Source organism: Oricola indica (assembly GCF_019966595.1).
Lineage (GTDB): Bacteria > Pseudomonadota > Alphaproteobacteria > Rhizobiales > Rhizobiaceae > Oricola > Oricola indica.
Genome location: NZ_JAINFJ010000005.1, coordinates 171260 through 183525 on the forward strand (window position 1 = coordinate 171260; position 12266 = coordinate 183525).

Here is a 12266-nt window from a genome sequence, read left to right on the forward strand (position 1 = left end):
CTGCGCCACCTACAGCCGATTCCCGTCAAAATCAAGGGGTCCTCCTGAGAAAATCCCCCCAGTGACAAGAAATCACGGGACGCAATCCACGAAATATCAGTCATCCGTTGCACGCATGTATTCACTGTCGCGCTCAAGCGCAAGTCGCGTGCGTACGCTGTCGCCATCGTAACCGAACTCTTCGAGGGCCCGTCCCGCAAGCTGCAAGCCGGCCTCGACAGCTTCCGGTATGACGAAATCCGCGCCCGCCTGCATGAGTTCCTGCGCATGCGCCCGGTCGCGGGCGCGCGCGAAAATCGGCGTACCCGGCGTGAGCTTGCGAAATTCCCGCACCATCGCGCTGGCGCTTGCGCGATCGTCCACGGTGACGACAAGCATCGCCGCGCCACGCGCACCGGCGCGCTCCAGGATCTCCGCCCGCGCCGCATCACCGTAATAAACCTTGCGCCCGTCACGCCTGCGCTCCGAGACAAGCGTCGCGTGACTGTCGAGCGCAACAAAATCGACATCCTCGCTGTCGAGAATGCGGGCGATCGCATGACCGACCCGGCCAAAACCCGCCACGATGACGTGGCCTTCGAGGTCTGAATAGTCCGATACGGTCGGTGCGTCTGGCAGCGGCTTTGCCGCCCTCTGACCCAACACCTCGCCGAGACGCCCGGTCAGGGGCGTCAGCACCATCGATAGACCCGCAATCGCCGCGATCACGACACCATGCGCGGGATCGACCACGCGCGTCGCGGTTGCCACACCGAGCACGACGAATGCGAACTCGCCGGCCGGCGCGAGCAGCCCGGCCACCTCATATGCCTTTGCGCGGTTTTTCGTGACGACCTGAATCGCAAGCGCCGCCGCCGCGCTCTTGACCGCGAGAAGAATGACGATTCCGCCGATGACGACAGGGAGGTTTGCGAGGATGATGGACGGGTTGAGCCCCATGCCAACCGTCATGAAAAAGAGGCCGAGGAAAAGCCCCTTGAATGGCTCCAGATCGACCTCGATCTGATGCTTGAACTCCGTCTCGCCGACCATCAGACCAGCAAGAAAGGCGCCGAGCGCCAGCGACAGGCCGGCGCCAGCGGTAATCGCGGCCGCGCCAATCACGGTCAGAAGGGTCAGCGCCATCAGGAGATCGCGTCCGCCGGCCGCTGCGGCGCCATGGAAAATCCGTCGCAATAGGAAGCGACCGATCAGATAGATCGACAATATCGCGACCGTGCCCTGGATCAGTGCGGTCAGGATGACAGTGGTGACGCTGCCGCCGGAATCACCGCCCGCAAAGCCGACGAAGATCAGGATCGGCGCGACGAGAAGATCCTGGAACAGAAGAACGCCGATCGTCGCCCGGCCGACCGGCGCGGCAATTCGATGCTGATCGATGAGAAGCTGCGATACAATCGCCGTCGAGGACAGGGCGAGCGCGAGACCCGCCGTCAGCGCTCCGGCGCCGCCAGCCCCGGCGAAGTAGGCCAGCAGCGTGAGCGGAACCGCGCTCAGCCCGACCTGCAAGCTGCCCGCGCCGAAAACGAGATGACGCAGACCCCACAATTTCTCGAAGGAAAACTCCAGCCCGAGCATGAAGAGCAGGAACAGGACGCCGAGTTCGGCGAACTGCTCCGTCGCTTCCGGTTCGGTGATCGTGAAGTGTCCGAGCAGCGGCCAGTTGTCGGCGAACGCCCCGAAGCCGTGCGGTCCGAGCGCCGCACCGGCCAGCACGAAACCGACGATGATCGGCAGATGCAGCCTGCGGAACAGGGGAACGATGATGCCGGCAGCAAACAGGAAGACAAGCGCGTCTTCCAGAAATACCGCCCCTTCCCCGTGATCCATCGCCTCGCTCCGACCAGCCTCGCCCGATCCAAAAACGGACCGACATAGCCAAGCAAGTCGCGCGCCATATTGAAAACGCACGCGAATCCGCGAGCCTGCGGAGGCATCCGGAAAAACCTGCCGAATTTTTAGGCTTGAAGTGGGACTGGCAGGGGCAGCAGGATTTGAACCCGCGACCTACGGTTTTGGAGACCGTCGCTCTACCAACTGAGCTATACCCCTAGTCCGACGTCCTGATGTACAGGACGGCGGGTCTCATATTACGGCCCAACCGCCTTGTCCAGCCATTCGGGACAAAGGACGACTGATTTCTTCACGGGAGCTTGCCTGCCCGTGAAAGAGCAGTCGGATTATTCCGTCTCCATCACCTGATGGACCTCGACCACGTTGCCTTCCGGATCGAGAAAGAAGATCTGGTGCCAGCTCGCGGTGGCGACACCGGCATAGTCGCTGTAGGGAATCCCCTGCGCTTCCAGGTGCTTCTTGAAGGCCGCGATATCGTCGGTACGAAACGCCAGATGGCCGCGCTCCACCGGGTTGACCACGTTACCGGTCCGGAACCCGAGACCGAGATCCTTCTGGGCCAGATGCATCTGCATGTCGCCGTCACCGAGAAACGCGACGTCGCCACTGTAACCGCGCTGCATTTCACGCACCGGAAGATCGTCCGCCTGCTCACCCAACCCCATGACATCCGCATAGAAGCGGCGCAGCCGGTCGACGTCGTCCGTCACGTAATTGACGTGATGCAGCCAAACTTTCATGGCGGCTTCCTCCCTCGCCTCAGGTTCCCGAAGTTGCCTACCACCGAACACAAGGCCTCGCCAGCGTGAGCCAGGAGTTCCCGGGCCAAACAAAAAAAGGCGGGCCGAAGCCCGCCTTCAAATCATGCGATCAACGAGATCGATTACTCGATGATCTTCGCGACGATGCCGGCGCCGACGGTGCGGCCGCCTTCGCGGATAGCGAAGCGCAGGCGGTCTTCCATCGCGATCGGCACGATCAGCTCGACATTCATCTCGGCATTGTCGCCCGGCATCACCATCTCGGTGCCTTCCGGAAGCGTAACCTCACCCGTCACGTCCGTCGTGCGGAAGTAGAACTGCGGACGGTACTTGTTGAAGAACGGCGTATGACGGCCACCCTCTTCCTTCGTCAGGATGTAGGCTTCCGCGACGAACTTCGTGTGCGGCGTCACCGAACCCGGCTTGCACAGCACCTGGCCGCGCTCAACGCCTTCACGGTCGATACCGCGGATCAGCGCGCCGATGTTGTCGCCGGCCTGGCCCTGGTCCAGAAGCTTGCGGAACATCTCGACGCCGGTCACCGTCGTCTTCTTCGTGTCGCGGATGCCGACGATCTCGACTTCCTCACCGACATTGATCACGCCGCGCTCGACGCGACCCGTCACAACCGTGCCGCGGCCCGAGATCGAGAACACGTCCTCGATCGGCATCAGGAACGGCTGGTCGACCGGACGCTCGGGCGTCGGGATGTATTCGTCGACGGCGGCCATCAGCTCGCGGATCGCGTCTTCGCCGATCTTCTTGTCGCTGTCTTCAAGAGCGGCAAGCGCCGAACCCTTGATCACCGGAATGTCGTCGCCCGGGAACTCGTAGGACGAAAGCAGCTCACGCACTTCCATCTCGACGAGCTCGAGCAGCTCCTCGTCATCGACCTGGTCGACCTTGTTGAGGAACACCACGACAGCCGGAACACCGACCTGGCGGGCCAGCAGGATGTGCTCGCGCGTCTGCGGCATCGGGCCGTCGGCGGCCGAGCACACCAGGATCGCGCCGTCCATCTGCGCGGCGCCCGTGATCATGTTCTTCACATAGTCGGCGTGGCCCGGGCAGTCGACGTGGGCGTAGTGGCGTGCATCCGTCTCGTACTCGACATGCGCCGTCGAGATCGTGATGCCGCGCGCCTTCTCTTCCGGCGCAGCGTCGATCTGGTCATACGCCTTGAAGTCACCGAAATACTTCGTGATCGCTGCCGTCAAAGACGTCTTGCCGTGGTCAACGTGACCAATCGTGCCGATGTTCACGTGAGGCTTCGTGCGCTCAAACTTACCCTTCGCCATGTACCTTTTCCTGTATAACTGGGTGGCTTAACATGGGAGCCCATGTTTGGGCGGGGGACATAAGGCTTAAAACCGTTATTCGCAAGGCCAAATCGCCGGATGGCGTGGCGGCGACGGCAATCATCCGCAAGGACTGGAGCGGGTGAAGGGAATCGAACCCTCGTCGTAAGCTTGGGAAGCTTCTGCTCTGCCATTGAGCTACACCCGCCGCGACGATACTGATATCCGGCTTCGCGCCGATTTGACAACTGCAATTTGCGGTCAGGCGGCGCCCGCGTTCGACAGCACGGATTGAAATGGTTCAATCCTGGCAGGGAAAACACTCTTTGCGCCAACCCGACGGGTGAAACTGTCCGGATCCGCATACGGGAGGAAGGCAATGATCGAGACCTGGCGGGAAGCCGTGGTGGAATCCGCGGCATTCTATGTCGGATGGGGCGGGCTGCTCATCGGCATCGTGTTCGGTTACCTCGTCTATGTGACCAATTTCTGCACGATGGGTTCCATCTCGGACATCCTGTCCTTCGGCAGTTACAACCGGTTCCGCGCCTGGCTGCTGGCTTGCGCCGTCGCAATCCTCGGGGTCGCGGGAATCGAGGCACTGGGCGTCGCCGATACTGCCGATTCGATGTATCAGACGACAAATCTCGCCTGGCTGGCGAATGTCGTCGGCGGGCTCCTGTTCGGATTCGGCATGGTGTTTGCCGGCGGCTGCATCAGCCGAAACCTCGTCCGGGCCGGCGGCGGCGACCTGCGGTCGATCGTCGTGCTGATGATTACCGGCATCTTCGCCTTCATGACGATCGGCGGCATCATCGGTCCGCTGCGCGTCGCGCTGTTCGATCCCGCCACCGTCGATCTCGCGCAGTCCGGCATGGAAACCCAGCGCATCGGAGAAGCGGTCTCGGTCATGTCGGGCATATCGTTGGAAACCGCGAAACTCGCAAGCGTCATCGTCATCGCGGGCGCATTCCTGATCTATTGCTTCATGGACAGGGACTTCAGGTCTTCGGGCCGCGATCTCGTCGCCGGATTCGGCATCGGCCTGTGCATCGTCGCCGGCTGGTTTCTCACCGGTCTCGCAGCCGACGAATTCGCCGACATTCCGGTGCAGCTGATCTCGCTATCCTATGTGCGGCCCGCCGGCGACAGCATCGACTATCTCATGCGCTACACCGCGCTCGGACCGCCCGGATTCGGTATCGTGACGACCGCCGGCGCGTTGATGGGCGGGTTTCTCGGCGCGACCGTATCGGGTCGCCTCGGCCTGACGAGTTTTGCCGACCCTGCGGATTCGGTGCGCAACATGTTGGGCGCCGCCCTGATGGGAATCGGCGGCGTTCTTGCGCTCGGCTGCACCGTCGGCCAGGCACTGACCGGTTTCTCGACGCTGGCGATCGGCTCGGCGATTACCTTCGCCGCGATCGTCATTGGCGGAATAGCCGGCGTCAAGACGATGGAACGGATCGCGTAGGAGGAGTTTTCGGGGACTTGCCTGGAGCGGGTAGCGGGAATCGAACCCGCATATTCAGCTTGGAAGGCTGCTGCTCTACCATTGAGCTATACCCGCCCGCGGGTTGGTTGTGCCGGGCCAGTGGTGGAGGAGGTTGGATTCGAACCAACGTAGCCATAGGCAACGGATTTACAGTCCGTCCGTTTTAACCACTCACGCACTCCTCCAGAACTGGCGCCGGAGCACAACGGTCGCGAGACCGCGAGGCGCCTTATGGCGGGACCGGTTTTGACTGTCAACACGCCGCGCCGGTTTTTAGTGCCCAGATGTCGCTGTTTGAGATAGGCAATCGATTTGCGACAGCAAATCCGCTAAGGCGGGTCGCATGAATGACAAAAAAACCAGCGGCGGCGGCAAGGACGGGCACTATGCCCGGTTGCGCCGCGCCCACCGCGAAGCCAATCCGCTCCCCTCCTCCGACAATGTCGTACTCTACGGTCTCCACACCGTCAGAGCGGCGATTCTCAATCCAGCGCGAAAACCGTTGCAACTGCTCGCGACGCGAAACGCCCTCGCCCGCCTCGAACTCGCCGACGACACGCTCGCAAGATGTCCGGTCGAAATCGTGGAACCGAAGGCAATCGACCGCCTGACCGGTGACGGAGCCGTGCACCAGGGCATCGCACTCGAAACCCTGCCCCTGAAACCGAAACCGTTGACCGCTCTGGGCGACACCGACCTCGTTCTCGTGCTCGACCAGGTGACCGATCCGCACAACGTCGGCGCAATCCTGCGCTCGGCAGTGGCCTTCGGAGCCGGCGCGCTTGTCACGACCGCGCGCCATAGTCCGGTCGAATCGGGCGTACTCGCCAAGGCGGCGTCGGGCGCTTTGGAGCACATCGACCATATCGAGGTCCGCAACCTCGCAGAGGCGCTGGAGACCTTGTCGCGATCCGGGTTCCAGACTGTCGGACTCGATTCGGAAGGTCCGGACATTCTCGAACAGACCGTATCCGGCGCAAAGATTGCCCTCGTGCTCGGCGCAGAGGGAAAGGGGCTGCGCCAGAAGACGCGCGAAACGGTAGACGCCCTCGCCCGCCTCGACATGCCGGGAGCGATCAAATCGCTCAACGTGTCGAATGCGGCCGTCCTGTCGCTTTACGTCGCCCGGCACGCTATGGTCGAAAGCTGAGCAAGCCGACCCAATTTGGCCTGATTTGTGCCACAAAGGTCGCGCCGGACGCCTGAGGGGCAAAACAAACACGATTTTCCGATGGAAAGGTATTCATGATGAACAAGGCGGCGATGGCGGCACTGGCGGGGATCCTCGCTTTCACCACGGCCTGTACGACAGTTGATCCGTTCACGGGTCAGCAGAAAGTTTCCAACACGGCGGGCGGAGCCGCGATCGGTGCCGGTGTCGGCGCACTCGCAGGCCTGGCCGCGGGCGGCGACGACCGCCGCAACGCGCTGATCGGCGCCGGTATCGGCGCGCTCGCGGGCGGCGCGGTCGGCAACTTCATGGACCGTCAGGAAGCCGAACTGCGCGCGCAGCTCGCCTCCACGGGCGTCTCTGTGACGCGCGTCGGCAACAACATCATCCTGAACATGCCGTCGAACATCACGTTCGCGACCGACCAGGATCAGGTGGTTCCGGCTTTCTACGCGACGCTCGATTCGGTCGCGCTTGTCCTCAAGAAGTACAATCAGACGCTGATCAACGTGTTCGGTCACACCGATTCCACCGGATCGGACGACTACAACCAGGCACTGTCGCAGCGTCGTGCGAATTCGGTCGCCAATTACCTGGCCACACGCGGCGTCAGCCAGCAGCGCATGATCGCAACGGGTTACGGCGAAAGCCGGCCGGTCGCAGACAACTCTTCGGAAACCGGCCGCGCGCAGAACCGCCGCGTCGAAATCCAGATCGTTCCGCTCACCTGATCGGGACTTTCATCGAAGTTCGAAAAAGGCGGCCCTTGGGTCGCCTTTTTTCATTTCTCTTCGTCCAGTTCCCCGGCATCCCTCGCCCGCATCTCCTCGATATCGTCGGCGATCAATGCCAGATGCTGCTCGATCAGCGAAAGATTGGCGATCAGCCCGCAGACCAGCGCCGCGACAACGAGGCCGACAATGATACCGAGGCCCGCGCCGAAGGTCAGGTTCTCACCAACTCCATCGGCCCATCGATATCCGCCATAGCCGCACGCCAGGACGATTATTGCGGCCAGCGCCGGATTGAGCGTTTCGAGCAGCTCTGCGAGAAAACGGGAAAACCACATCACACGACCTCGTATCTGTCGAACCGGAGACTATCCGGTTCGACGGTCGGGACAAGAGGCAAATATGTGTCGGATGAAGCCGGCCGCCTCGGCTAAAAGACGACCCCGTCCATCAATTTGCGTGCCGTGCGCAACACGCCCGCCGAAACCAATTCGCCCTTGTCGTCCAGCGTCGCGACCACCGAGAACTCGCCGGTCGGGTGTTCCACCGAAAGCGTCTTCGGATTGCCGTCGGGAATCTTCGCGATCTTCGCCGCCGGCCCCGATTTCATCATGCAGGCCGTCCCGACGCTGACGGCGCCGAGCACGCCGATCGCCTTGTGGCAGCGATGCGGGATGAAGGTGCGCGTCGAGACGCAACCGCCATTCTTGGCCCGGCTGACCATCGTCATCTTCGGCACCGACTTTTCCTTGACGTCGCCGAGATTCATCAGCGGGCCGCATTTCAGCCGGATCGCCTCGAGCTTGGCGCGCAATTCGTCGTTGGCCTCGAGTTCTTCCGGCGTCTCGTCGCCGGTGATGCCCATGTCTTCCGCCGACATAACCACGCAGGGCATGCCATTGTCGATCATCGTCACCTCGACACCCTCGACCGTGTCGCTCTCATTGCCCGTCGGCAGCAGCGCGCCGCAGGTCGAGCCCGCCGTATCCTCGAAGATGATCGGCTGCGGCGCGGATGTCCCGGGCACGCCGTCGATGCTGGCGTCGCCCTCGTAATTCACCTTGCCGCCCGGCGTCGACACCGTGGCGATGGCAAGCTGGTCGGTGTTGACCATGAAGATGCGCACATCGGTCGTGCCGTCCTTGGCCTCGACCAGACCGCGCTCGATGGCGAAGGGGCCGACACCGGCGAGGATGTTGCCGCAGTTCTGCGAATCCGTGACGATCGGCTGGTCGACGAAGACCTGCAGGAACAGATAGTCGACATCTACCCCTTCCCGCTCGGACTTGTTCACCACCGCGATCTTCGATGTCAGCGGGTCGGACCCGCCCATGCCGTCGATCTGCCGCGGATCGGGCGAACCCATCACCCGCAGCAGAAAGGCGTCGCGCGCCGCCGTGTCGGCGGGCAGATTCTCGGCGAGGAAGTATCCTCCCTTCGAGGTTCCTCCCCGCATCCACATGCAGCGCACACCGTCAGACATATTTCAGGCCTTTTTCCTTGAGGCGCTCGCGCATCTTGTAGATGTCGAGCCCCAGCTCTCCGGCCTCGAAACGCGCACGCTTCTCGGCCTCGTTCGCCTCGCGCGCCTGCGCCTTCTTCAGGACGTCGGCGGCTTCCTCTCGGCGCACCACGCAGACGCCGTCATCGTCGGCGACGATCACGTCGCCCGGATTGACCAGTTCGCCCGCGCAGACCACCGGCACGTTGACCGAGCCCAACGTCTCCTTGATCGTGCCTTGTGCGAAAACCGCCTTCGACCAGACCGGGAATTCCATCTCGGTCAGGTCGCGCGTGTCACGCACGCCGGCATCGATGATCAGGCCCTTGCAGCCACGCACTTTCGCCGAAGTCGCCAGCAGGTCGCCGAAATATCCGGCATCCGACGGCGATGTCGGCGCGAGGACGAGGATGTCGCCCGCCTTGATCTGCTCGATGGCGACATGGATCATCCAGTTGTCGCATGGCGGGGCGGAAATCGTCACCGCCGAGGCTGCGAGACGCGCGCCGGAATAGATCGGCCGCATATAGGCGGCGAGCAGGCCCTTGCGCCCCTGCGCCTCGTGGACCGTCGCCACGCCACATTCGCCGAGACCGTCGATCACCGCCTGGTCGGCGCGTTCGATGTTCTGGACGACGACGCCCTCTCCAACTGTCGAGCCCGCCATCAGAGTTCGTCCACGGTGCGCGGGAAGATCGACTGGAAGCCTTCGGCGTATTTGCAGTCGCGTCCGCCGGCCTGCCCGCCGGAATTGCGCTTGAAATGGTTGGCGCGGTTCTCGGCGACATTCTCGTAGAAATGCCACAGATGCTCCTGACCCTGCATGCACTGGATCGCGGCCCACTTCTTGTCCCAGACCTCGGTGATGTCGAGGAAGACGTCGGGCTTCCATTCCATCTGCTCGGTCTGGTGTGGCTCGAACAGATAAAGCTGCGGCGCGCCAAGCACCTTCTGGCCCGGATTGTGGCCCCAGGCCTGCGCGATCATGCGGCAGGTCAGTGCGAAGTCGGTCGTGTACATGTGGTCCGTATTGTACGGATCCCACTTGGAATGGCTCATCATGAAGGCCGGCTGCACGGCGCGGATGACATCGACCATGCGGTCCTGCGTCTCGCGGCCGAGATCCAGCGGATAATCGCCGACATCGAAGAACTGGATGTCGTGGACGTCGAGCGCCTTGGCGGCATTCTCGGCTTCCTTGCGGCGCTCGGTCTTGACTGTCTCGAGCGTCATGCCTTCCTTTTTCCAGAGCTTGGCGCTTTCGCCGCGCTCGCCATAGGACAGGCAGACGACGGTGACGTCGTAGCCGCGTTTCTGGTGGAGTGCGATCGCGCCGCCGCAGCGCCAGACGAAGTCGGCGGAATGCGCGCTGATCACCAATGCTGTCTTGTTTGCCATTTTGGGCTCCCGTTTCTTAAGTTTTGCCCGGAACGGGTGGCGTTCCGTGGGTGTGGAATGTCTCGATGGTCTTGAGGCCCCAGGCCTGACCCTTCTTTCGGTCGGTCTCTGTCCAGCAGACCGGTTCCCATTCGGGATCGAGGATAAGCCGCGCGCCGGCATTGGCCAGTTCGATGCGGTTGCCCGCCGGCTCCCAGACATAGAGGAAGAACGACCCCTGGATCGCATGTTTGTGCGGACCGGTCTCGATATGCACGCCGTTTTCAAGGAAGATGTCGGCAGCGCGCAAAATATCCTCGCGCTGGTCGGTCGCATAGGTGACATGGTGCAGGCGCCCGGTGCCGCCGCCGCGCTCTTCAGAGCAAACGGTGTCGTAGGTCTTGTTGTTGCAGGAGAACCAGACACCGCCGAGCCGGCCATTGTCGAGCTGGATATATTCGGTCATCCGGCTGCCGAGGCAGGTCTTCATGAACTCTGCGAATGCACGTGCATCCTCGCCAAGCAGGTTCACATGGTCGATGCGGCGCGGGCTGACGCCCTGCGCATGGAAGCGGCTCGACAGGTTCTTCAAAGCCGAGGCATCCTCCGGTGGCGCGACATATTTCTTCGTGTCCCAATAGAGTTCGAACACATGGCCGAACGGGTCCTCGAACCGGTAGGCCTTGCCGCCATGGCCGAGATCGCCATCGACCCAGCCAATCGTCTTGTAGGGGCTTGCCTCTATCGCCGCGATTCGGCGTTCAAGCGCTTCCGGCGACGAGACGCGGTAAGCGACATGGCCGATACCCGTCGTGTCCGACTTGGTCAGCTTCATCGAATGGAATTCATAATCGTCCCAGGCGCGCAGATAGGCAGACGTCCCATCGCGACCGCTTTCCTTCAAACCATAGACGCGTGTGAAGAAATCGAGGCTCTCCTCGAACTTGTCCGTGAACACTTCCACATGCCCGAGATGGGCGACGTCGTAACAAGGTTCGGTCATGTCCCGCCAATCATATCTGACGCTGTTTTCACTGCCACGCCGCGTCGGGACGCGCGTGCTCCTCCGCTCGCTCTGCGAACAGCCTTCAACTCTTAGCGCGATCCCGCGATCCCGGCCAATTCGACGACGGCTCGCCCGATAAGTTTTGCGTAGAGACCGCGATCCCGCGTCACTGCGCGCCGCCCGTCAGGCGCCCTTCTTGCGGGCCTTGAGAACCGTGTCGGCGATATCCGCCAGCCCACCGCCCTCCGGCACTATGCATCCGAGCTCGCCGATCTCGTCATGCAGCGCCGCGATCGCATCGGCCAGCGCGCCGCCATTGGCGAAACCCAGCTCGCGCATCGAATTGGCCGACTCGCGCATCTCGGCCGCGCGCCGTACGCCGTGCCGCATGATCCGCTCGAACTCGTACTCTCCGAAATCCGGCCAGCCGAGCATGTCGTAGGAGCCCGACAGCGACTTGTAGACCTCGTCGTAACAGCCCGCCTCTCTCGCTGCAGAGATCGCCTGCACGGTGATCGCTTCCAGCCCCTTCACGAAAAGCGAGCGGATCATCTTGATCGAGGTGGCCGCCCCCTCCTCCGCGCCGACGCTGCGCCATGCGAACGCAAAATCCGTCAGCGCGTGGGTAATATCGTCTTGCTGGTCGCCGGCAATCAGAACCGGCGTCTTGTGGCCGCGCGGATGCACTGGCGCCATCACCGCCATGTCGACGTAGCGCGCGCCCTTGCCCCGCACCAGCGCCGCCGTATCCTGCTTGCGCTTCGCGGAGACCGAGTTGATGTCGAGATAGATTTGCTCGTCCGTCAGCCCGCCCTCGACAGACTGCGCGGCCTCGAGGCTCGACGCCGCCGTCACCGCGGCGATGATCCAGTCCGCGCCGGCAATCGCCGCGACCGGTCCGTCCGCAAGCGTCACGCCAAGATCTGCCGCTGCCGTTTCCACGTCGGCACCGGCCGGCGTGCCCTGCTTGATGTCATAGGCGGAAAAGGTCTCGACGCCGCACTCCTTCAAGCTGGCCGTGAAGGCCCGTGCCGCCTCGCCGAATCCGATGAAGGCAATATGCATGATGTCC

12 protein-coding genes and 4 tRNA genes are annotated in these 12266 nt (G+C 62.7%); 3 read left to right on the forward strand and 13 right to left on the reverse strand.

From position 1 onward, the window contains the following. Window positions 1–96: 96 nt before the first annotated feature. The 5 genes from LC343_RS14575 to LC343_RS14595 form a co-directional block, all read right to left on the reverse strand. The gene (locus tag LC343_RS14575) at window positions 97–1830 is read right to left on the reverse strand and encodes a cation:proton antiporter domain-containing protein (protein WP_223477890.1); all 1734 of its coding nucleotides are present in this window, start codon (window positions 1828–1830) and stop codon (window positions 97–99) included. A gap of 146 nt (window positions 1831–1976) precedes the next feature. After that, window positions 1977–2052 (reverse strand) — tRNA-Trp (locus tag LC343_RS14580). Between the two features lie 128 nt (window positions 2053–2180). Beyond that, the gene (locus LC343_RS14585) at window positions 2181–2594 is read right to left on the reverse strand and encodes a VOC family protein (protein WP_223477893.1); all 414 of its coding nucleotides are present in this window, start codon (window positions 2592–2594) and stop codon (window positions 2181–2183) included. 143 nt (window positions 2595–2737) lie between these two features. Then, window positions 2738–3913 carry an elongation factor Tu gene (gene tuf / locus LC343_RS14590; RefSeq protein WP_223477894.1) on the reverse strand — a complete coding sequence of 392 codons (1176 nt, stop codon included), beginning with the start codon at window positions 3911–3913 and terminating at the stop codon, window positions 2738–2740. Window positions 3914–4047: 134 nt separating this feature from the next. Beyond that, a tRNA-Gly gene (locus LC343_RS14595) sits at window positions 4048–4121 on the reverse strand. A 171-nt stretch (window positions 4122–4292) separates the two neighbouring features. Here LC343_RS14595 and LC343_RS14600 point away from each other — a divergent pair. Next, on the forward strand, window positions 4293–5387 hold the full coding sequence (locus LC343_RS14600; RefSeq protein WP_223477895.1) for a YeeE/YedE family protein: 1095 nt from the start codon (window positions 4293–4295) through the stop codon (window positions 5385–5387). A 22-nt stretch (window positions 5388–5409) separates the two neighbouring features. Here the strand turns inward: LC343_RS14600 and LC343_RS14605 are convergent. After that, window positions 5410–5483, reverse strand: a tRNA-Gly gene (locus LC343_RS14605). 25 nt (window positions 5484–5508) lie between these two features. Beyond that, a tRNA-Tyr gene (locus tag LC343_RS14610) sits at window positions 5509–5593 on the reverse strand. 158 nt (window positions 5594–5751) lie between these two features. On the opposite strand from LC343_RS14610, the gene LC343_RS14615 reads away from it, so the two are divergent. Both LC343_RS14615 and LC343_RS14620 read left to right on the forward strand, forming a co-directional pair. Next, a complete protein-coding gene (locus tag LC343_RS14615) occupies window positions 5752–6558 on the forward strand; it encodes a TrmH family RNA methyltransferase (protein WP_223477896.1) in 807 nt (268 codons plus the stop codon). A gap of 95 nt (window positions 6559–6653) precedes the next feature. Next, the gene (locus tag LC343_RS14620; protein WP_223477897.1) at window positions 6654–7310 is read left to right on the forward strand and encodes a YiaD family glycine zipper/OmpA-like lipoprotein; all 657 of its coding nucleotides are present in this window, start codon (window positions 6654–6656) and stop codon (window positions 7308–7310) included. 50 nt (window positions 7311–7360) lie between these two features. Here LC343_RS14620 and LC343_RS14625 read toward each other — a convergent pair whose 3' ends face one another. From LC343_RS14625 to LC343_RS14650, 6 genes are all read right to left on the reverse strand, one after another. After that, window positions 7361–7648, reverse strand: a complete 288-nt coding sequence (locus LC343_RS14625; protein ID WP_223477898.1) for a hypothetical protein — start codon at window positions 7646–7648, stop codon at window positions 7361–7363. Between the two features lie 92 nt (window positions 7649–7740). After that, a complete protein-coding gene (locus tag LC343_RS14630) occupies window positions 7741–8793 on the reverse strand; it encodes a 4-oxalomesaconate tautomerase (RefSeq protein WP_223477899.1) in 1053 nt (350 codons plus the stop codon). After that, on the reverse strand, window positions 8786–9478 hold the full coding sequence (locus tag LC343_RS14635) for a 4-carboxy-4-hydroxy-2-oxoadipate aldolase/oxaloacetate decarboxylase (protein ID WP_223477900.1): 693 nt from the start codon (window positions 9476–9478) through the stop codon (window positions 8786–8788). The genes LC343_RS14630 and LC343_RS14635 overlap by 8 nt, the downstream gene beginning before the upstream one ends. After that, on the reverse strand, window positions 9478–10209 hold the full coding sequence (locus tag LC343_RS14640; protein ID WP_223477901.1) for a PIG-L deacetylase family protein: 732 nt from the start codon (window positions 10207–10209) through the stop codon (window positions 9478–9480). Before LC343_RS14640 ends, LC343_RS14635 begins: the two co-directional genes overlap by 1 nt. A gap of 16 nt (window positions 10210–10225) precedes the next feature. Next, entirely contained in the window at window positions 10226–11191 is a 966-nt protein-coding gene (locus LC343_RS14645) for a VOC family protein (protein ID WP_223477902.1), read from the reverse strand. A 186-nt stretch (window positions 11192–11377) separates the two neighbouring features. After that, window positions 11378–12259: an NAD(P)-dependent oxidoreductase gene (locus LC343_RS14650; RefSeq protein WP_223477903.1), complete on the reverse strand. Its 882-nt coding sequence runs from the start codon at window positions 12257–12259 to the stop codon at window positions 11378–11380. Window positions 12260–12266: the final 7 nt, after the last annotated feature.